The organism is Streptomyces sp. NPDC032745 (assembly GCF_055579465.1).
Genome location: NZ_JBVING010000011.1, coordinates 230,031 through 249,321, shown reverse-complemented (window position 1 = coordinate 249,321; position 19,291 = coordinate 230,031). Strand labels below are relative to the sequence as shown.

At 73.4% G+C, this 19,291-nt stretch carries 18 protein-coding genes and 1 riboswitch; of the genes, 10 read left to right on the top strand and 8 right to left on the bottom strand.

The features are described 5' to 3' along the window. Position 1: 1 nt before the first annotated feature. Positions 2-184, bottom strand: coding sequence for a hypothetical protein (locus tag ACZ5WG_RS27510; RefSeq protein ID WP_468726590.1), 183 nt, complete (start codon positions 182-184; stop codon positions 2-4). 10 nt (positions 185-194) lie between these two features. Continuing rightward, the gene (locus tag ACZ5WG_RS27505; RefSeq protein ID WP_365955073.1) at positions 195-626 is read right to left on the bottom strand and encodes an Asp23/Gls24 family envelope stress response protein; all 432 of its coding nucleotides are present in this window, start codon (positions 624-626) and stop codon (positions 195-197) included. A gap of 214 nt (positions 627-840) precedes the next feature. On the opposite strand from ACZ5WG_RS27505, the gene ACZ5WG_RS27500 reads away from it, so the two are divergent. Beyond that, positions 841-1,794, top strand: coding sequence for a zinc-binding dehydrogenase (locus tag ACZ5WG_RS27500; protein ID WP_468726589.1), 954 nt, complete (start codon positions 841-843; stop codon positions 1,792-1,794). Positions 1,795-1,924: 130 nt separating this feature from the next. Here ACZ5WG_RS27500 and ACZ5WG_RS27495 read toward each other — a convergent pair whose 3' ends face one another. The 3 genes from ACZ5WG_RS27495 to ACZ5WG_RS27485 form a co-directional block, all read right to left on the bottom strand. Next, positions 1,925-2,704: an enoyl-CoA hydratase/isomerase family protein gene (locus ACZ5WG_RS27495; RefSeq protein ID WP_468726588.1), complete on the bottom strand. Its 780-nt coding sequence runs from the start codon at positions 2,702-2,704 to the stop codon at positions 1,925-1,927. A gap of 161 nt (positions 2,705-2,865) precedes the next feature. Beyond that, on the bottom strand, positions 2,866-3,087 hold the full coding sequence (locus ACZ5WG_RS27490; RefSeq protein ID WP_005319113.1) for a helix-turn-helix domain-containing protein: 222 nt from the start codon (positions 3,085-3,087) through the stop codon (positions 2,866-2,868). Between the two features lie 372 nt (positions 3,088-3,459). After that, complete coding sequence (locus tag ACZ5WG_RS27485) at positions 3,460-5,058, bottom strand: ABC-F family ATP-binding cassette domain-containing protein (RefSeq protein WP_468726586.1); 1,599 nt, start codon at positions 5,056-5,058, stop codon at positions 3,460-3,462. Positions 5,059-5,352: 294 nt separating this feature from the next. Between ACZ5WG_RS27485 and ypfJ the strand changes: the two genes are divergently transcribed. Both ypfJ and ACZ5WG_RS27475 read left to right on the top strand, forming a co-directional pair. After that, positions 5,353-6,243: a KPN_02809 family neutral zinc metallopeptidase gene (ypfJ, locus tag ACZ5WG_RS27480; RefSeq protein ID WP_468726585.1), complete on the top strand. Its 891-nt coding sequence runs from the start codon at positions 5,353-5,355 to the stop codon at positions 6,241-6,243. Positions 6,244-6,303: 60 nt separating this feature from the next. Beyond that, positions 6,304-6,699 carry a VOC family protein gene (locus ACZ5WG_RS27475; protein ID WP_468726583.1) on the top strand — a complete coding sequence of 132 codons (396 nt, stop codon included), beginning with the start codon at positions 6,304-6,306 and terminating at the stop codon, positions 6,697-6,699. 86 nt (positions 6,700-6,785) lie between these two features. Here ACZ5WG_RS27475 and ACZ5WG_RS27470 read toward each other — a convergent pair whose 3' ends face one another. After that, on the bottom strand, positions 6,786-8,303 hold the full coding sequence (locus tag ACZ5WG_RS27470; protein WP_468726582.1) for a hypothetical protein: 1,518 nt from the start codon (positions 8,301-8,303) through the stop codon (positions 6,786-6,788). Between the two features lie 117 nt (positions 8,304-8,420). After that, positions 8,421-9,551: an alpha/beta hydrolase family protein gene (locus ACZ5WG_RS27465; protein ID WP_468726581.1), complete on the bottom strand. Its 1,131-nt coding sequence runs from the start codon at positions 9,549-9,551 to the stop codon at positions 8,421-8,423. Positions 9,552-9,904: 353 nt separating this feature from the next. Here ACZ5WG_RS27465 and ACZ5WG_RS27460 point away from each other — a divergent pair, with 353 nt between their 5' ends. From ACZ5WG_RS27460 to ACZ5WG_RS27430, 7 genes are all read left to right on the top strand, one after another. Further along, positions 9,905-11,185 carry an inorganic phosphate transporter gene (locus ACZ5WG_RS27460; RefSeq protein WP_468726580.1) on the top strand — a complete coding sequence of 427 codons (1,281 nt, stop codon included), beginning with the start codon at positions 9,905-9,907 and terminating at the stop codon, positions 11,183-11,185. A gap of 28 nt (positions 11,186-11,213) precedes the next feature. Continuing rightward, on the top strand, positions 11,214-11,435 hold the full coding sequence (locus tag ACZ5WG_RS27455) for a hypothetical protein (RefSeq protein ID WP_266630466.1): 222 nt from the start codon (positions 11,214-11,216) through the stop codon (positions 11,433-11,435). A gap of 114 nt (positions 11,436-11,549) precedes the next feature. Next, a riboswitch (cobalamin riboswitch) is annotated at positions 11,550-11,700 on the top strand. A gap of 39 nt (positions 11,701-11,739) precedes the next feature. Beyond that, positions 11,740-12,699: a cobalamin biosynthesis protein gene (locus tag ACZ5WG_RS27450; protein WP_468726579.1), complete on the top strand. Its 960-nt coding sequence runs from the start codon at positions 11,740-11,742 to the stop codon at positions 12,697-12,699. A gap of 11 nt (positions 12,700-12,710) precedes the next feature. Beyond that, complete coding sequence (locus tag ACZ5WG_RS27445; RefSeq protein ID WP_468726673.1) at positions 12,711-14,216, top strand: cobyric acid synthase; 1,506 nt, start codon at positions 12,711-12,713, stop codon at positions 14,214-14,216. A 136-nt stretch (positions 14,217-14,352) separates the two neighbouring features. Next, complete coding sequence (locus ACZ5WG_RS27440) at positions 14,353-16,482, top strand: putative cobaltochelatase (protein WP_468726578.1); 2,130 nt, start codon at positions 14,353-14,355, stop codon at positions 16,480-16,482. Next, positions 16,482-17,081, top strand: coding sequence for a cob(I)yrinic acid a,c-diamide adenosyltransferase (cobO, locus tag ACZ5WG_RS27435; protein ID WP_266668262.1), 600 nt, complete (start codon positions 16,482-16,484; stop codon positions 17,079-17,081). The genes ACZ5WG_RS27440 and cobO overlap by 1 nt, the downstream gene beginning before the upstream one ends. Beyond that, positions 17,075-18,550 (top strand): cobyrinate a,c-diamide synthase, encoded by a 1,476-nt coding sequence (locus ACZ5WG_RS27430; protein ID WP_468726577.1) that lies wholly within the window; start codon positions 17,075-17,077, stop codon positions 18,548-18,550. Before cobO ends, ACZ5WG_RS27430 begins: the two co-directional genes overlap by 7 nt. Before the next feature lie 2 nt (positions 18,551-18,552). Here the strand turns inward: ACZ5WG_RS27430 and ACZ5WG_RS27425 are convergent, their stop codons facing one another. Then, positions 18,553-19,278, bottom strand: coding sequence for a ZIP family metal transporter (locus ACZ5WG_RS27425; RefSeq protein ID WP_468726576.1), 726 nt, complete (start codon positions 19,276-19,278; stop codon positions 18,553-18,555). Positions 19,279-19,291 lie beyond the last annotated feature (13 nt).

Sequence of the window (19,291 nt, the reverse complement as noted above, 5' to 3'; positions counted from 1 at the left end):
CTCACCTGTCGCGGTCGCGGGGGCGGAAGAAGTCGCCGAGTTCAAGGTCCCCCTCCAGGAACCGGCCCACGACGAAGCCGATGGCACCGAGCGCCGCCACCAGCAGGAAGGCCCCGAAACCGCCGAAGTATCCGGCGAAGGCCAGCGCCATGCCGGCGAAGAGGCCGACGACCGCCATCCTCATGCGGGCTCCCTCACTGGAGTCGGGACTCCGGCTCTTCGTCGGGCTCGTCGGGGAGCTTGACGTCGCTGACCGCGATGTTGACCTCGACGACCTCCAGGCTCGTCATCCGCTCGACCGCCGAGATGACGTTCTCCCGGACGGCCCGGGCCACGTCGCGGATCGATACGCCGTAGTCCACGACGATCTCCAGGTCGAGGGCCGTCTGCACCTCTCCGACCTCGGCCTTGACCCCGCGGGTGGCGGACGACTTCGCCCCGCCGGGGACGCGGTCGCGGACCGCACCGAAGGTACGGGAGAGGCCGCTGCCGCTGCCCATGGCATGGACACCGACCACCTCGCGGGCCGCGAGCCCGGCGATCTTCTCGACGACCCCGTCCGAAATGGTGGTACGGCCGCGGTCGGCCGGCTGGCGGGAGGCGCCCCCGGATGTGGATTCGGTCATCGCGTGTCCCTTCGCGTGGATGGACTCACTCCGCACCACGGTAAGCGCCCGGCCGCGGCGGCGCTCCGGGACTACGCCGGTCGGCCGGGACCGGATTCCCTCCGCTGCTTGACCTCAACTGCGGTCGAGGTCCGAGAGTGGGGTGAGTGATCAAGGCCGAAAGGCCATGGCGCGTTCCGAATGCCGAATGCGGAACGGCGAACGAGGGGATGTCATGCGGGCGATACGGGTGGACGGATACGGCGGTCCCGAGGTCCTGGTGCCGGTCGAGCTGGCGGACCCGGTCCCGGGGGCGGGAGAGGTGGTGGTCCGGGCCGAGGCCGTGGACACGATCTACGTGGAGACCCAGATCCGCGGGGGCTGGGGCGAGTCCTTCGGCATCCACCCGCCCTACGTGCCGGGCGGCGCGGCCGCGGGGACGGTCGTCGCGGTGGGTGAGGGGGTGGACCCGGCCTGGCGGGGCCGCCGGGTGGTGGCCGCACCGGGTACGAGGGGGACGTACGCGGAACTGGTCCGGGTCCCGGTGGAACTGCTGGTCCCGGTCCCGGAAGGGCTGGAATCGGCGGAGGCGGCGGCGCTGGCGCACGACGGGGTGACCGGCTCGGGCATCGCCCTGGGCGTCGGGATCAGGCAGGGCGACCGGGTGCTGATCCTGGGCGCGGCGGGCGGGATGGGGACGCTGCTGGTGCAGATGGCGGTGGCTGCGGGGGCGTACGTGGTGGGGGCGGCACGGGGCGAGCAGAAGCTGGCGCTGGTCCGGGAGCTGGGCGCGGACCGGGCGGTGGACTACACGGAACCGGGCTGGACCGAGGCGGTCGGCGGTCCGGTGGACGTCCTGCTGGACGGGGTCGGCGGTGAGCTGGGCCTGGCCGGCTTCGGACTGGTCCGGGACGGCGGGAGGGTCTCGGCGCACGGCGCCCCCAGCGGCGGCTTCACGGAGCTGGACCCGGCGGAGGTGGAGCGGCGCGGGATCGCTCTGCGGGGGATCGCGGAGGTCCAGTTCCCGCCGGCGGAGATCACCCGCCTGGCGGGCCATGCCCTGGCCGAAGCGGCGGCGGGGCGGCTCCGCCCGGTGATCGCGCGGAGGTTCCCGCTCGCGGAGGCCGCGGAGGCGCACCGCGCCATCGAAGCCCGGACGGTTGTGGGCAAGGCCCTCCTGATCCCCTGAGGGCCGGGCCGCTGCGCGGGGCTGTCCGCCACCCGCCCTTCCGCCGTCCCCCGGAGTTCGACCGACCGGACCCGCACCTCGAACGCCGGCGGGGCTGAAAACAGCCTGCCGGCGTTGGAGGCGGCGGGGGTCAGTCCGAGAGGCCGGCCAGGTCGCGGAGGCGGCGGGCCTGGGCGGCGCGTTCCGCCGAGCGCTGGTCGTCGTACGGGCGGGACACCGCCTCGCGGAGCAGCGCCTTCGTCTCGATCACGGCATCCCGCGGCGGAGCCAGCAGCGCCGTCGTGAGGTCCTGCACCGCCGCGTCCAGCTCATCGGCCGGTACGACCAGGTTGGCCAGCCCGACCCGCTCCGCCTCCTCGGCATGCACGAAGCGGCCCGTCGCGCAGATCTCCAGCGCGCGGGCGTAGCCCACCAGGGAAGTCAGCGGCTGCGTGCCCGCCAGGTCCGGCACGAGGCCCAGGCTGGTCTCGCGCATGGCGAACTGCACGTCGTCCGCGACCACCCGCAGGTCACACGCCAGCGCGAGCTGGAAGCCGGCGCCGATCGCATGCCCCTGCACGGCGGCGATGGAGACGATGTCGTTGCGCCGCCACCAGGTGAAAGCCTCCTGGTACTCGGCGATGGTCGATTCGAGCAGTTCATCCGAACCGCGCGCCAGATCGAGGAAGGACGGCTCACCCTCGAAACCCTCGGGGGTGAACGCCTGCCGGTCGAGTCCGGCGGAGAAGGACTTGCCCTCACCGCGCAGCACCACGACCCGGACGGTGCCCGGCAACGACCTTCCGGCCTCCGTCAACGCCCGCCAGAGCGCGGGGGACTGAGCGTTTCGCTTGGCCGGATTGGTCAGTGTCACCGTGGCGACCGAGTCGTCCACGGTGAGCCGTACGCCGTCCTTGTCGAGCAGAGCCATCTGGTGCCTCCGGTGTGCAGTCGGCCGCAATCCCGGCCTAAGTGACTGCACAGTAACCACCCGATCGGCCACAGGGCCGACCGGGGGTCACCGAAGGAACCGCGGTGTGGGCAGGCAAGCGTCTTCCACCCCGGCCCCGGGCCTCACGGCCAGGGTTCGGGTCAGGCCGAAGCCGCCTTCTTGCCACGCGTCGCGCCACCGCGACCACGCAGCACGACTCCGGACTCGCTGAGCATCCGGTGGACGAATCCGTAGGACCGGCCGGTTTCCTCGGCCAGCGCCCGGATACTCGCACCGGAGTCGTACTTCTTCTTCAGGTCTGCCGCGAGCTTGTCGCGCGCGGCGCCGGTTACCCGGCTGCCCTTCTTCAGAGTCTCGGCCACCCGTGCCTCCTCATGGGAAGTGCGCTCTGGACTTCTCATGATCACCCCTCCCCGGCTTCCTGGCCACCCATTCAGCAAGGTCGGTACGACGGCATTTCTCGACCAGTGGACACATCAGCAGAACGGAATCTTCTCTTCCGCTGCATGACGTGCGTCACACTTCTCCGACCTCGGCGGGAATCGCCAGGTCAGGGGCCAGACGCCGAAAAACGACGGCCCCGGCCGCATGCCCGGGCGGGCACGGCCGGGGCCGTCGTACAGAGCGCAGAGGTACGAGACCGTCTCACTCAGATGATGGATCACGCCTGAGCCGAATGATCCATAAGGAACTGGATCAACCCGCCGGGCAGCCGCCGGGCATCCCGGCGAACCTCAGGCGAGGGTGACGAGGTCCCGGTAGTCCGGGCCCCACAGGTCCTCGACGCCGTCGGGCAGCAGGATGATCCGCTCCGGTTCCAGCGCCTCGACCGCGCCCTCGTCGTGCGTGACGAGGATGACCGCGCCCTTGTACGTGCGCAGCGCGCCCAGGATCTCCTCGCGGCTGGCCGGGTCGAGGTTGTTGGTGGGCTCGTCGAGCAGCAGCACGTTCGCCGAGGAGACGACCAGCGTGGCAAGGGCCAGCCGGGTCTTCTCGCCGCCGGAGAGGACCCCGGCCGGCTTGTCCACGTCGTCGCCGGAGAAGAGGAACGAGCCGAGGGTCTTGCGTACGGCGACCAGGTCCAGGTCGGGCGCGGCGGAGCGCATGTTCTCGAGGACCGTGCGGTCGGGGTCGAGCGTCTCGTGCTCCTGGGCGTAGTAGCCGAGCTTGAGGCCGTGGCCCGGGGTGACCTCGCCGGTGTCCGGCTTCTCGGTGCCCGAGAGCAGGCGCAGCAGGGTGGTCTTGCCGGCGCCGTTGAGGCCGAGGATGACGACGCGGGAGCCCTTGTCGATGGCCAGGTCGACGTCGGTGAAGATCTCCAGCGAGCCGTACGACTTCGACAGGCCCTCGGCGGTCAGCGGGGTCTTGCCGCAGGGCGCCGGGTCCGGGAAGCGGAGCTTGGCGACCTTGTCGGAGGCGCGGACGGCCTCCAGGCCTGCGAGCAGCCGGTCGGCGCGCTTGGCCATGTTCTGCGCGGCGACGGTCTTGGTCGCCTTGGCACGCATCTTGTCGGCCTGCGAGTTCAGGGCCGCGGCCTTCTTCTCGGCGTTCTGGCGCTCGCGCTTGCGGCGCTTCTCGTCGGCCTCGCGCTGCTGCTGGTACAGCTTCCAGCCCATGTTGTAGACGTCGATCTGGGAGCGGTTGGCATCCAGGTAGAAGACCTTGTTGACGACGGTCTCGACCAGGTCGACGTCGTGGGAGATCACGACGAAGCCGCCGCGGTAGTTCTTCAGGTAGTCGCGCAGCCAGACGATCGAGTCGGCGTCGAGGTGGTTGGTGGGCTCGTCGAGGAGCAGGGTGTCGGCGTCCGAGAAGAGGATCCGGGCGAGCTCGACGCGGCGGCGCTGACCACCCGAGAGGGTGTGCAGCGGCTGGCCGAGGACCCGGTCGGGGAGGCTGAGGGCGGCCGAGATGGTCGCGGCCTCGGACTCGGCGGCGTACCCGCCCTTGGTCAGGAACTCGGTCTCCTGGCGCTCGTACTGCCTGAGCGCCTTCTCGCGGGTGGCGCCGGCGCCGGTGGCGATGCGCTCCTCGTTCATCCGCATCTTCTTGATGAGGACGTCGAGGCCGCGGGCGGACAGGATCCGGTCACGGGCGAGCACGTCCAGGTCGCCGGTGCGCGGGTCCTGCGGGAGGTAGCCGACCTCGCCCGAGCGGGTGATGGAGCCGGCGGCGGGCTGACCCTCGCCGGCGAGGCACTTGGTGAGGGTGGTCTTGCCCGCTCCGTTGCGGCCGACCAGGCCGATGCGGTCGCCCTTGGCGATACGGAACGAGGCGGACTCGATGAGGACGCGGGCGCCGGCGCGCAGCTCGACGCCGGTGGCGGTGATCACGGAAATACTCCAGGGCGGGGGGACGGCGGAAGGGGGGCAGGACGCGATGCTTCGACGCCGCTAATCCGCGAGGAGATTTGCCATGGGATTCATTCTACCGGGGGTGTGCAACTGGTTATGGGGGCGTCCGGCCCTTCACGCACGCCCCGCCCGTCCCCCGTCCGTCCCCCTTCCGGCCCCGTTCCCGGTCCCCCGTTCGGCCCACGGACCGCCCCGGTGGGCCGGGGCACGTATCAGGATGGACCGGGTGATATTCGCCGCAGGGCGGCCACGTGGAATCGAGGGCGGTGCGGGATGCAGTTCGACGACGACGCCGATCTGGACACTTCCGAGGTCGAGGACGTACGTGGCAGCCGCATCCCGGGCGGGCGGGCGACGATCGGCGGCGGTATCGCGGGCCTCATCGCACTGGTCCTCGGGCTGCTCTTCGGCGTGGGCCCGGACGAACTGGGGCTGTCCTCGGGGAACCCGGAGCCGGCGGCGACCTCGTCGTCCGTCAGTCAGGTGGAGCAGTCCTGCAAGAAGGGGCGGGACGCGAACGCCCGGGAGGACTGCCGGCTGGTCGCGGTCGTCAACAGCACCCAGGACTTCTGGAGGGAAGAGTTCACCCGGCGCGGCGGCCGGTACACCCCTGCGTCGACGGTCTTCTTCACCGGCCGCGTGAACACCGCCTGCGGGACCGCCACCTCGGCGGTCGGCCCCTTCTACTGCCCCGCCGACCGGCGGGTCTACCTGGACCTCGGCTTCTTCGACGACCTGAGGACGAAGTTCGGCGCGAGCGGCGGCCCGTTCGCCCAGGCCTACGTCGTCGCCCACGAGTACGGGCACCACATCCAGAACCTGACCGGAACCCTGCAGAAGGCCCAGGGCGGACAGCCGGGCGCGAACAGCAACGCGGTCAAGGTCGAACTGCAGGCCGACTGCTACGCCGGGGTGTGGGCGCACAACGCGACGAGGACCCCGGACGAGTCCACGGGCCGCCCGCTGATCACGCGCCTCACCGACCAGGACATCAGGGACGGCCTGGACGCGGCGGCCGCGGTCGGCGACGACCGGATCCAGGAGAAGTTCCAGGGCCGGGTGACCCCGGAGTCCTGGACGCACGGCTCCGCCCAGCAGCGCCAGCAGTGGTTCTACCAGGGCTACCGCACGGGCGACATGGCCCAGTGCAACACCTTCCGCTGACCGTCGGCGGCGCCTGCCATGCTGTGACACAGGTCACCGTCACGAGAGGGAGTGGTCGTCATGGCAGGCGTTCCGTCCATCTGTCCCACGCTGCGTTTCCGCGACGCGAAGGCGGCCATCAAGCTGCTGACCGAGGCCTTCGGCTTCAGCCAGGTCGCGGTGTACGAGGGCGAGGACGGCTCGGTGATGCACGCGGAACTGGCGTACGGCAACGGCCTGGTGATGCTGGGCAGCAAGGGCACCGGCAGCGTCTTCGACAAGGCCATGGAGGGCGGCGGTCCCGTGGGGGTCTACGTGGTGGTCGACGACGTGGACGCCCACCACCGGCGGGCCGAGGAGCACGGCGTGGAGATCCTGATGGAGCCCACCGACCAGGACTACGGGTCCCGCGACTACATGGCCAGGGACGCCGAGGGCAACATCTGGAGCTTCGGGACGTACGCGCCGCAGGTCTGAGACCCGCGGCGCGTTCCTGCGTACGTACCCCTACGGGAGCCGAGCGGCCTCGGGGAAGTGGGCGCACCCCCCTTCCCCGAGGCCGCTCAGGCGCCGCCGGTGTGGACCTGGAACGCGGCCCGGCGGACCGCTTTGGCCAGGGCCGGGTCCGGGTGGGCGGCGGCCAGGGCGACCAGGACCTGGACGGTGCGTGGATGGCCGACCGCGCGGACCTCGTCCAGCAGCCGCGGGACGGTGGTGCGGACGGCCGAGTCGAGGTGGCGCGCCAGCAGGTCGGCCTCCCCGTGGTCGGCGATGGCGGCCGCGGTGTCCACCCAGAGCCAGGTCGACTCCTCGGCGGTGAGCACGTCCTGGGCCTCGTCGGGATCCACCCCGTCGTGCTCGGCGAGCCAGAGCAGGGCGTAGGGCCGCAGGGCGGCGTCGCGGACGGCGGCGCGCACCTCGGGTTCGGCCGGGGCGCCGACCACGCGCAGGGCCTCGAAGGCCAGGCCGCGCAGCAGGGCGTCCTCGCCGCGGGCGGCGTGCAGCAGCTCGCTGACGGCATGGCCGACGGGCCGGGCGGCGAGCCAGGCCTGGTACTCGGCGCGGGCCGGTCCCGGGGTGAGCCGGGCGCAGCCGTGCAGCATCGCGGCGGCGGACTGCTCGATGTTCCCTGCGGGGCTCTGCGCGGCGACGCAGATCTGCTCGAGCTTGACCCAGACGGCCCAGCTGCCGAGCGGGGTGAGCGCGGCCTGGGCGGGGCCGAGGGTGACGGCGTCGACGGCGGCGAGTCCGCCGAGCGCCCAGCGCAGCAGCCGGGCGAGCGGGACGGGCGCCGTGTGAGCGGTGGCGGCCTCCGCGACCGCTGCCGCCGCCCCGGGGCCGGTCGCCTCGGAGCCGGACGCCTCGGGGCCGGACGCCTCGGCGTCGGCGGCGGCTGCCGTCCCGTCAGGGGGCGAAGTCTCGCGCGGCGGGGCGTCGTAGGGGACCTCGCACCGCTCGTCGCGCAGTTCGGTGACCCGCTGGCCGAGCAGGTCCAGCAGATCCGGCACGGTCACGGGACCGGCGGACAGCTGGAGCAGGGACAGCAGTTGGGGCATCGCCTCGACCACCTCGGCGACGACCGCGGGCGCGATGTCGGCGGGGGCCGGGTGGACCAGTGACCAGGCGTCGAACAGGGCGACCCAGCCGCGCAGTACGGCGGTGTCGTCGCGGTCCCAGGCGCGCAGCCGCCAGCCGGGCCGGGCGTGGCCGCCGTGCACTTCCACGAGACCGGCGAGCCGGGCGCGGTCCCAGCCGACCCGGATCTGCCCGTGTGTCAGGTTCAGTTCAGCGGCGGCCCGTTCCACGTCGGGGGCGGGCAGCGCTCCCGCCGGGGCGGGCCGGCCTCCGTCACCGGCGCCGAGGTTGAGCTCGGCCCAGCGGGCGAGCCGTACGGCGTCGGCGAGCGAGGCCCGGGCCCGGTTCGCGAGTTCGGCCGTGGCCGGGGTACCCGCCGGGGGCCGGGAGGCGGTACGGGCGCGCCGGTCGGTCACCGCCTTGCGGGCCGCGGCGACGGAACGCGGGGAGACGAGTCGGAGTCTGGAGTCGCGAGCCAACTGCTCATCAGGCTTTCGGGACGTCACGGAAGCAGTCTCGCCCGTCACCGGCCGAAAGCCCAAACGGAACCAGCCATTATCGCCGGTCGCCAGGGGGACATACGGGGAGAATGCACCCTCCCTGTCCCGTCCGGCACACGGCCTTCACATAAGAGGGGTGAGAAAGCGCCTCAGGGCTTCCTCGTATCCGGCCGGGTCGGCGTTCCACATCGCCCCGTGCGGGGCTTCGCGGACGGTCTTCAGGGTGACGAGGTCGGGGCGGGCGGCGGCGAGCCGGCGGGAGGGCTCCCAGGGGGCGAGCGTGTCGTCCGGGCCGTGGAAGACCAGGACGGGGACGCGCAGCGCCGCGGGGTCCGCCCCGGGCCCCGGGCGGTCGGCGCGCAGCCCGGCGCTCCCCTCGGCGGCCCGCACCGCGAGCGGCACCAGCGGGGCCGGGGTGCGGCGGGCGGCGACGAGCGCGCGCAGGGTGGCGTGCCAGTCGAGCACCGGCGAGTCCAGCACGAGCCCGGAGATCCGGTCGGCGAGGGCCGAGCGCTCCGCGGCGTACACGGCCATGGCGGCGCCGGTGGACCAGCCGTGCAGGACGACCCGGCGGGCGCCGTAGCGCAGGGCGTAGCGGATGGCGGCGTCCACGTCCCGCCATTCCGACTCGCCGAGGTGGCCGAGACCGTCCGGTGAGGCGGGGGCGCCGAGGTCGCCGCGGTAGGCGAGGTCGAGGACGGGCATCCGCTGGCGGTACAGGAAGGGCATGACCACCATCGGGTGCTCGCGGCCGGTGCCGAGCCCGTGGACGGTGATCACCCAGGTGTCGCGGGCGGCGGGCACGAACCAGGCGGGCAGCCCGCCGAGCTCACCGGGGATGTCCACGTCGGCGTGCTCGAGGCCGAGGGCGGTGCGGGGGTTGCCCGCGTGGACCTGGGGGGTGAGGGCGACCCGGGTGCCGGGCTCGAGGCTGCCGTGGGTGACGGCGAGGAGCCGGCGTACGACCGTGTCCGGGCCGGGAGCGGCCCCCTCGAGGACGGGCCCGACCACGGCGTGCACCCCGGGGGCGGTGAGTCCGTACGTACCGGGGCGCAGCGAGGCCAGCGAGCGGGTCAGCACGATCCGCCCGGAGCCGGCGGAGTGGACGCTGAGCCGCGGCTCGCCGGGCAGGGGGCGGCCGGGCTCGTGCCGCAGGGCGGCGTCGGCGGCGTACCGGCCGGCCGCGACCGCGGCTGCGCCGGCACCGACGAGGGAGGTGGCGACGACCGCGGCCGTCGCTGTGGCGGTACGCACGGCTCCAGTGTCGGCGCGCGAGCCCGGGCGGGCCACCTGAGCGGAACGCTCCGCATACCGCCGGGCGGGGCCGGGAAGGGATCGTTCAGCGGCGCGGCGGGCCGGCCGGAGGAGTGATCTAGGTCTCTTCCAGGACCCCTCGAGGGCGGGTCCAGGGGCCTCTGATCGTCCGCGGATCCTTTCGTTCACCCCGCTTTGACGTGCATTAATCGCGGTATCAGCGGCAAAATCAGGACGAAGGTCCCGATGGCACGACGGGCCAGTACACCGCTCCGCCCGCGTCAGTTCATCTTCCGTTCACTCAGGTTGCCTACGGTCGCCGAGCCACTGACGTCAAACAGAAGCCTGGGTAAATGGAGCACATAACGCTTCTCCTCGGGATCGTGATCATCACCGCTCTCGTGTTCGACTTCACGAACGGTTTCCACGACACGGCCAACGCGATGGCCACCACCATCTCGACCGGCGCCCTCAAGCCCAAGACGGCGGTGGCCATGTCCGCCGTGCTCAACCTCGTCGGCGCTTTCATGTCCGTGGAGGTCGCCAAGACGATCTCCAAGGGCCTGGTCAACGAGGAGGGCATCCAGCCAGAAGTGATCTTCGCCGCCCTGGTCGGCGCGATCCTCTGGAATCTCGTCACCTGGCTGGTCGGACTCCCCTCCAGCTCCTCCCACGCACTGATGGGCGGCCTGGTCGGCGCGGCCGTCGCCTCCGCCGGCCTCGGCGCCGTCAACGGCGGCACGCTCGTCAGCAAGGTGCTGCTCCCCGCGGTCGCCGCGCCGATCGTGGCCGGTGTGGCCTCGATGCTGGCCGCCAAGGTCACGTACAAGCTCGGCGGCAAGGTCGGCGGCAAGACCGCCACCAAGGGCTACCGCGCCGGGCAGATCGCCTCGGCCGGTCTCGTCTCCCTCGCGCACGGCACCAACGACGCGCAGAAGACGATGGGCATCATCACCCTGGCGCTCATCGCCGGCGGCGCCCTGGACTCCGGCGCCAACCCGCCGGTCTGGGTCATCGTCTCCGCCGGCATGGCCATCGCCCTGGGCACCTCCCTGGGCGGCTGGCGCATCATCCGCACCATGGGCAGCGGCCTGACCGACCTCCAGCCGCAGCAGGGCTTCGCCGCCCAGACCTCGGCCGCGAGCGTCATCCTGGCCTCCTCCACCCTCGGCTTCTCCCTCTCCACCACCCACGCGTGCTCCGGCGCCGTCATGGGTGCGGGTCTGGGCCGCAAGGGCGGCGTGGTCCGCTGGTCCACCGCCACCCGCATGTTCATCGCGTGGGGCCTGACCCTGCCGGCCGCGGCCGTCGTCGCCTCCGGTGCCGAGCTGGTCATGCGCACCGGTGACGTCGGCGTCGCCGCCGTCGCGCTCTTCCTGGTCGCCTCCTGCGTCGCCATCTGGGTCATCTCCCGCCGCCAGGTCGTCGACCACAGCAACGTCAACGACGCACAGCCGGCCGCGGCCGAGGAGCCGGGTGTCGTGACCACGGCCATGGCCGCCGTCGCCGTCCCGCCGACCGTGGCCGCCGAGGCCGCCGCCGGTACGACCGCCGCGGTCACGGACGACGCGCTGAAGGCCACCATCCCGGCGGCCGCCCCGACCACGCCGGCGGCCCCCGCCGCCGCGGTCTGACCCCGAGAACGACAGAGGAATCCGCAGTATGAAGATCGACTGGGCAGCACTCGGCTCCGTCTTCGGGGTCAGCCTCTCCGCCACCGTCGCGCTCGTGGCCCTGTTCACCCTGGGCCTGGTGGGCCTCTCCAAGCACGAGACCGCCACCGAGCAGGGCGGCACCGCCACCCTGGCCCGCAGCGGCGCGTACGCCTGCTTCGCGCTCGTCGCGGCGGCCGTGGCGTACGGCATCTACCTGATCGTCAGCTGACCGATTCGGGCACGGCGCACGAAAGCTCCCTCCGGGCTTCCCGGGGGGAGCTTTCCCGTACCTGCGGCCCGGGGTGGTGACCCGCCCCGCCGCAGGTCAACGGCGAGTTGACGGGCCTTCGCGGTGCGTGGTGGACTGCCCGAGCCAATACGGCGGCATGGAGAGGAAGTCCGGTGCGAATCCGGCGCGGTCCCGCCACTGTCACCGGGGAGCACGCGGCACGTGCGCCCCGGGAGCCAGGAACTCCCACCGCCGGACACGTCGAACCAGGGCGCGGACCCTGAGTGAGGACATACCTGCCACCATGCGTGCCGATCGCGTCTTCGCGTACGGCGCCACGGCGGGCCTGATCGGCGACCGGATCCTCGGTGATCCGCGCCGAGGGCACCCCGTGGCCGCCTTCGGACGAGCAGCCGCCGCCGTCGAAGGCGCCCTGTGGCGCGACGACCGCGCCCGGGGCCTCCTCCACACCCTCGTGTGCGCCGGGGGCGCGGCCGCCGTCGGCGCGCTGAGCGCCCGCGCCGTGCGCTCCCGGCCCGCGGCCGTCCGTATCGCCCTGACCGCAGCGGCCACCTGGGCCGTCGTCGGCGGAACCTCCCTGGGCCGTGAGGCCCGCGCCATCGGCGGCGCGCTCGCCGCCGGGGACGCCGAGGTGGCCCGGGAGCGGCTGCCGCACCTGTGCGGGCGCGACCCGCAGGCCCTGGACGAGCAGCAGATGGCCCGCGCCGTCGTGGAGTCGGTCGCCGAGAACACCTCCGACGCGGTGGTCGGGGCCCTGGTGTGGGGCGCCGCCGCCGGTGTCCCAGGGCTGCTGGCCTTCCGCGCCGTGAACACCCTGGACGCGATGGTGGGGCACAAGTCGCCGCGCTACCTGCGCTACGGCTGGGCCTCGGCCCGGCTCGACGACCTCGCGGGCTGGCCGGGCGCCCGGCTGACCGCCCTGGCCGCCGTACTGGCCGGACCCGACCGGCGGGGAGCCGTACGGGCCTGGCGTGCGGACGCCGCCAAGCACCCGAGCCCGAACGCCGGCCCGGTGGAGGCCTCGTTCGCCGGGGCGCTCGGCGTACGGCTGGGGGGCACCCTGGCGTACGCGGGGCGGGTCGAGCACCGGGCCGTGCTGAACGGCGGGGCGGGGCGGCCGGTGCAGGTCGCGGACATCGAACGGGCGGTGCGGCTGTCACGCCAGGTGACGTGGCTGGCGCTGGGGACGTGTGTGGCACTGCGCTGTGCGGTGTCACGTGTTGCTGGGAGGGGACGCCCGTGAGCGGCGGAAAGCTGGGCGGGGGACTCCTCGTCGCCGGTACGACATCGGACGCGGGCAAGAGCGTGGTCACGGCGGGCATCTGCCGCTGGCTGGCCCGGCAGGGCGTGAAGGTGGCGCCGTTCAAGGCGCAGAACATGTCGCTGAACTCGTTCGTGACGCGCGAGGGCGCCGAAATCGGGCGGGCGCAGGCGATGCAGGCGCAGGCGGCGTGCGTGGAGCCGACGGCGCTGATGAACCCGGTGCTGCTCAAGCCCGGCAGCGACCGCAGCAGCCAGGTGGTGCTGCTGGGCAAGCCGGTGGGCGAGATGAGCGCCCGGGGCTACCACGGGGGCAGGCAGGAGCAGCTTCTCGGGGTCGTCACGGACTGCCTGGAGCAGCTGCGGGGCACGTATGACGCCGTGATCTGCGAGGGGGCGGGCAGTCCGGCCGAGATCAACCTGCGCCGGACCGACATCGTGAACATGGGCATCGCGCGGGCCGCGCGGTTCCCGGTGGTCGTGGTCGGGGACATCGACCGGGGCGGGGTCTTCGCCTCGTTCTTCGGGACGACGGCGCTGCTGTCGCCGCAGGACCAGTCGCTGATCGCCGGATACATGGTGAACAAGTTCCGCGGCGACGTGTCGCTGCTGGAGCCGGGCATGGAGATGCTGCGTTCCCTGACCGGCCGGGCCACGTACGGGGTGCTGCCGTTCCAGCACGGTCTCGGCATCGACGAGGAGGACGGCCTGCGGGTCTCCCTGCGCGGGGCGGTCCGCGAGTCCGTGGTCGCGCCGCCGGTGGGCGAGGACGTGCTGCGGGTCGCGGTGTGCGCGGTGCCGCTGATGTCGAACTTCACGGACGTCGACGCGCTCGCGGCGGAGCCGGGGGTCGTGGTTCGGTTCGTGGACCGGGCCGAGGAACTGGCCGACGCGGACCTGGTGGTCGTACCCGGCACCCGGGGCACGGTGAAGGCCCTGGAGTGGCTGCGGGAACGCGGGCTCGCGGACGCGCTGCTGCGGCGGGCCGCCGAGGGGCGGCCGGTGCTGGGCATCTGCGGCGGCTTCCAGGTGCTCGGCGAGCACATCGAGGACGAGGTCGAGTCCAGGGCGGGCTCGGTGGACGGGCTCGGCCTGCTGCCCGTACGGATCCGCTTCGAGCGGGAGAAGACCCTGGCGCGGCCGCAGGGTGTAGCGCTGGGCGAGCCGGTGACGGGCTACGAGATCCACCACGGGGTGGCCGAGGTGCTCGGCGGCGAGGCCTTCCTGGACGGCTGCCGGGTCGGGTCGGTGTGGGGCACCCACTGGCACGGCTCGCTGGAGTCGGACGGCTTCCGCAGGGCGTTTCTCCGTGAGGTGGCCACGGCTTCGGGCCGCCGCTTCGTCCCGGCGCCGGACACGTCCTTCTCCTCCCTGCGGGAGGAGCAGCTGGACCTGCTGGGCGATCTGATCGCCGAGCACGCGGACACGGATGCCCTGCTGCGCCTGATCGAGGGCGGCGCCCCGCCGGGCCTCCCGTTCCTCCCCCCGGGCGCGCCGTGACGGCCCGCGCAGCGGCGACTCGCAGCCGGGCCGTGGACCATGCCCTGCACGCCCCTTGCCGGCCCGCCGCCGACGCACCACGCGCCCGCACCAGCCCGCGCACGCAGACCCGTACCCGCACAAAGAGAGGCACCGCATGAGCACGCCCTACCCGTTCACCGCAGTGGTCGGCCAGACCGACCTGCGGCTGGCGCTCCTGCTCAACGCCGTGAGCCCAGCGGTCGGCGGCGTGCTGGTCCGCGGCGAGAAGGGGACCGCCAAGTCCACCGCCGTCCGCGCGCTGTCCGCGCTGCTGCCGCAGGTGGACGTCGTTCCCGGCTGCCGGTTCTCCTGCGCTCCCGCCGCCCCCGACCCGGCCTGCCCCGACGGCCCGCACGGGCCCGGCCCGGGCCAGGACCGGCCCGCCCGCATGGTCGAGCTGCCCGTCGGCGCCTCCGAGGACCGCCTCGTCGGCGCCCTCGACATCGAGCGGGCCCTCGCCGAAGGCGTGAAGGCCTTCGAGCCCGGCCTGCTGGCCGACGCACACCGCGGCATCCTGTACGTCGACGAGGTCAACCTCCTCCACGACCACCTGATCGACCTGCTCCTCGACGCGGCCGCGATGGGCGCCTCGTACGTCGAGCGCGAGGGCGTCTCCGTACGCCACGCCGCCCGCTTCCTGCTCGTCGGCACCATGAACCCCGAGGAGGGCGAGCTCCGCCCGCAGCTCCTCGACCGGTTCGGGCTGACCGTTCAGGTGGCGGCCTCCCGCGAGCCCGCGCAGCGCGTCGAGGTGGTGCGCCGCCGGCTCGCGTACGAGGACGACCCGGCCGCCTTCGCGTCCCGCTGGTCCGGTGACGAGCAGGACATCCGCGCCCGCGTCGTGGCCGCCCGGGCCCTGCTCCCGAAGGTCCGCCTCGGCGACGCCTCACTGCTGCAGATCGCCGCGACCTGCGCCGGCTTCGAGGTCGACGGCATGCGCGCCGACATCGTGATGGCCCGTACGGCGACCGCGCTGGCCGCCTGGGCCGGGCGGACCGACGTACGCAAGGAGGACGTACGGCAGGCCGCGCTGCTGGCGCTCCCCCACCGCCGGCGCCGCAACCCCTTCGACGCACCCGGCCTCGACGAGGACAAGCTCGACGAGATCCTGGACCGGTTCCCCGACGAGGAGCCGGACGACGAGCCCGACCCGGAACCGGAGCCCGAGCCCGGGGGTCCGGACGACGGCGGTCCGCAGGACGGCGGCCCCGACGGCGGAGGCGGCGGGGTCCCCCCGCAGGGCGGACCGGACGCACCCGAGCCCGAGGCTCCCGAGACCTCCGAGGCTCAGGACGACCCGGCCCCGCCGGCCCCGGACGCCCCGGAGTCCCCGGAGCCGCAGCCCGCCTCCCGGGACGGCGCCGCACCGGAGCAGGCGGCCGTACGGGCCGCCGAGCCGTTCCGGACCAAGATGCTCAGCGTGCCGGGCCTCGGCGAGGGCGCGTCCGGGCGGCGTTCGCGCGCCCGCACCGCGCACGGCCGGACCACCGGCGCCCAGCGCCCCCGCGGCCACCTGACCAAGCTGCACCTCGCGGCGACCATCCAGGCCGCCGCCCCGCACCAGAAGGCGCGCGGGCGCAGCGGACGCGGGCTCGTCGTCCGCAAGGACGATCTGCGCCAGGCCACCCGGGAGGGCCGCGAGGGCAACCTGGTCCTCTTCGTCGTCGACGCCTCCGGCTCGATGGCCGCCCGGCAGCGCATGGGTGCGGTCAAGGGGGCGGTGCTCTCGCTGCTGCTGGACGCCTACCAGCGCCGGGACAAGGTCGGCCTGATCACCTTCCGCGGCGCCGCCGCCGAGCTGGCGCTGCCGCCCACCTCCTCGGTGGACGCGGCCGCGGCCCGGCTCGAGCAGCTGCCGACCGGCGGGCGCACCCCGCTCGCCGCGGGCCTGCTCAAGGCCCACGAGGTGCTGCGCATCGAACGGTTGCGGGACCCGAGCCGCCGTCCGCTGCTCGTGGTCGTCACAGACGGGCGGGCCACCTCGGCCGGTTCCGTCGGCGGGGACCCGCGCGAGCTCTCGGGCCGCAGCGCGCGGCTGCTCCAGGCCGAGGGCGTCGCCTCGGTGGTCGTGGACTGCGAGTCGGGGCCGGTCCGGCTGGGGCTGGCCGGTGTACTGGCCGCCGACCTCGGCGGGCCCGCCGTCACGCTCGACGGGCTGCGGGCCGACTCGCTGGCAGGGCTCGTGAAGAACGTACGTACCGCAGTGACTTCCCCGTCTCACCACACCACCAGGAGGGCCGCGTAATGCCGCAGGGACAGCCGACCGTCGTTCCGGACGACGGACTCACGACGCGCCAGCGCCGCAACCGCCCGCTCGTCTTCGTCCACACCGGCCCGGGCAAGGGCAAGTCGACGGCGGCCTTCGGGCTGGCGCTGCGCGCCTGGAACCAGGGCTGGTCGATCGGGGTGTTCCAGTTCGTCAAGTCGGCGAAGTGGAAGGTCGGCGAGGAGAACGCGCTCAAGGTGCTCGGCGCCTCCGGCGAGGGCGGCCCGGTCGTCTGGCACAAGATGGGCGAGGGCTGGTCCTGGGTCCAGCGGGACGCGCAGCTCGACAACGAGCAGGCGGCCAAGGAGGGCTGGGAGCAGGTCAAGCGCGACCTGGCCGCCGAGACGCACAAGCTGTACGTGCTGGACGAGTTCGCGTACCCGATGCACTGGGGCTGGATCGACGTCGACGAGGTCATCGAGGTGCTGCGCAACCGGCCCGGTACGCAGCACGTGGTGATCACGGGGCGCAACGCACCCGAGAAGCTGCTGGAGTTCGCGGACCTGGTCACGGAGATGACCAAGGTCAAGCACCCGATGGACGCCGGCCAGAAGGGCCAGAAGGGCATCGAGTGGTGACATCTCTGCACGTTCCGCGCCTGGTCGTTGCCGCGCCGTCGTCCGGCAGCGGCAAGACCACGGTCGCGACGGGCCTGATGGCGGCCTTCTCGGAGCGCGGCCTCGCCGTGTCCCCGCACAAGGCCGGGCCCGACTACATCGACCCCGGCTACCACGCGCTGGCCACGGGCCGGCCGGGGCGCAACCTCGACGCGTTCATGTGCGGGCCGGAGCTGGTCGCTCCGCTGTTCGCGCACGGGGCTGCGGGGTGCGATCTCGCCATCGTCGAGGGCGTGATGGGGCTGTACGACGGGGCCGCGGGGCGGGGTGAGCTGGCGTCGACGGCGCAGGTCGCGAAGCTGCTGCAGGCGCCGGTGGTACTGGTCGTCGACGCGTCGTCGCAGTCGCGCTCGGTGGCTGCGCTGGTGCACGGCTTCGCATCGTTCGACCCGCAGGTGCGGCTGGGGGGCGTGATCCTGAACAAGGTCGGGTCCGACCGGCACGAGGTGATGCTGCGGGAGGCACTGGAGGAGGCCGGGATGCCGGTCCTCGGCGTGCTGCGGCGGGCTCCGCAGGTGGCTGCGCCGTCGCGGCACCTGGGTCTGGTGCCGGTCGCCGAACGGCGCGCCGACGCGCTGTCCTCGGTCACGGCCCTGGCGGACCAGGTCCGGGCGGGCTGCGACCTGGAGGCCCTCATGGCCCTGGCCCGCACGGCCCCGCCGCTGGCCTGTGCAGCCTGGTCACCGGAACAGGCCTTGTTCCCCCGCCCCGCCCCTTCCCGAAACCGTGCTCTGCCCGGACCCGGTCCTCGAACGCCGGAGAATTCAGCCCCGCCGGCGTTCGAGGCGCGGGGGTTCGGGGGCAGCGCCCCCGACAGCGGCGCCGCACCCGTCATCGCCGTTGCGGGCGGGCCGGCGTTCACGTTTTCCTACGCCGAGCACACGGAGTTGCTCACCGCCGCTGGGGCGGAAGTGGTCACCTTCGACCCCTTGCGGGACGAGACGCTCCCGCCCGGAACCGCCGGCCTGGTGATCGGCGGCGGGTTCCCCGAGGTGTACGCCCCCGAGCTCGCCGCGAACGAGCCGCTGCGCAAGGCCGTGGCGGCCTTCGCCGCGGACGGCGGGCCCGTCGCCGCCGAGTGCGCCGGGCTGCTGTACCTGGCCCGCTCCCTGGACGGCAAGTCCATGTGCGGGGTCCTCGACGCCGATGCGCGGATGTCGGAGCGCCTGACCCTCGGCTACCGCGAGGCCGTCGCGGTGTCGGACAGCGCGCTCGCCGCCACCGGCACCCGGCTCCGCGGCCACGAGTTCCACCGCACCGTGATCGAGCCCGGCGCCGGCGCCGCCCCCGCCTGGGGGTTCACGCACCCCGAACGCCGGGTCGAGGGCTTCGTACAGGGGGGTGTGCACGCCAGCTATCTGCACACGCACTGGGCGGCGGAGCCCTCCGTGGCCCTTCGGTTCACGGAAGCCGCGGCGCGGGCCAGGTGAGTTCAGTCCGCGAGGCCCACCACCAGCCAGATCCCGGCCACCCCGCCCACCGTGCACATCAGCGTGGACAGGGCGGGGTGCTTGTGGTGCGCCTCCGGCAGGATCTCGGCGGCCGCGAGGTACAGCAGGGCTCCGCCGAAGAAGCCGAGGTACGCCCCGAGCGGTTCCTCCGGAAGGGTGAACAGCAAAGTGGACGCCGCGCCCAGAACCGGGGCCACCGCGTCCGCGAAGAGCATCAGCACGGCCTTGCGGCGGGCGTTGCCGTACAGCCGGGTGAGCGTGTACGTGTTGAACCCGTCGGCGAAGTCGTGCGTGACGACGGCCAGCGACACGGCCACGCCCATCCCGCCGCCGACCTGGAAGGCCGCGCCCAGGGCCACTCCGTCGGCGAAGCTGTGGCCGACCATCGCCGCGGCGGCCGTCAGCCCGACCTCGGGGACGCGGCCCCCGTTCTCGGCTCCGTGCGCGGCCTGCCGTACCGCCAGCAGGCGTTCCACGACGTGCGCGATCAGGAACCCGGCCACGAAGAGCAGCAGCGCGAGCGGGACGCCGAACACCTCGCGGCCCGCCGCGCGCAGCGATTCCGGCAGCAGGTCGAGTCCCACGACGCCGAGCATCAGCCCGCCGGCCAGGCCCAGCACGAGGTGGCGGCGGTCGGTGACGCGCTGCGCCGTCCATCCGCCCGCCAGGGTCATCAGGAACGCGCCCAACGCCACGATCACGGCCATGTGCCCCTGAATA

Bases quoted from the DNA above. Each gene is read 5' to 3' on its own strand.
- ACZ5WG_RS27510 (WP_468726590.1), bottom strand. From the start codon at position 184: ATGAGGATGGCGGTCGTCGGCCTCTTCGCCGGCATGGCGCTGGCCTTC.
- ACZ5WG_RS27455 (WP_266630466.1), top strand. From the start codon at position 11,214: ATGAAGATCGACTGGGCAGCACTCGGCTCCGTCTTCGGGGTCAGCCTC.
- ACZ5WG_RS27440 (WP_468726578.1), top strand. From the start codon at position 14,353: ATGAGCACGCCCTACCCGTTCACCGCAGTGGTCGGCCAGACCGACCTG.
- ypfJ (WP_468726585.1), top strand. From the start codon at position 5,353: ATGCAGTTCGACGACGACGCCGATCTGGACACTTCCGAGGTCGAGGAC.
- cobO (WP_266668262.1), top strand. From the start codon at position 16,482: ATGCCGCAGGGACAGCCGACCGTCGTTCCGGACGACGGACTCACGACG.
- ACZ5WG_RS27505 (WP_365955073.1), bottom strand. From the start codon at position 626: ATGACCGAATCCACATCCGGGGGCGCCTCCCGCCAGCCGGCCGACCGC.
- ACZ5WG_RS27500 (WP_468726589.1), top strand. From the start codon at position 841: ATGCGGGCGATACGGGTGGACGGATACGGCGGTCCCGAGGTCCTGGTG.
- ACZ5WG_RS27460 (WP_468726580.1), top strand. From the start codon at position 9,905: ATGGAGCACATAACGCTTCTCCTCGGGATCGTGATCATCACCGCTCTC.
- ACZ5WG_RS27450 (WP_468726579.1), top strand. From the start codon at position 11,740: ATGCGTGCCGATCGCGTCTTCGCGTACGGCGCCACGGCGGGCCTGATC.
- ACZ5WG_RS27475 (WP_468726583.1), top strand. From the start codon at position 6,304: ATGGCAGGCGTTCCGTCCATCTGTCCCACGCTGCGTTTCCGCGACGCG.
- ACZ5WG_RS27495 (WP_468726588.1), bottom strand. From the start codon at position 2,704: ATGGCTCTGCTCGACAAGGACGGCGTACGGCTCACCGTGGACGACTCG.
- ACZ5WG_RS27425 (WP_468726576.1), bottom strand. From the start codon at position 19,278: ATGGCCGTGATCGTGGCGTTGGGCGCGTTCCTGATGACCCTGGCGGGC.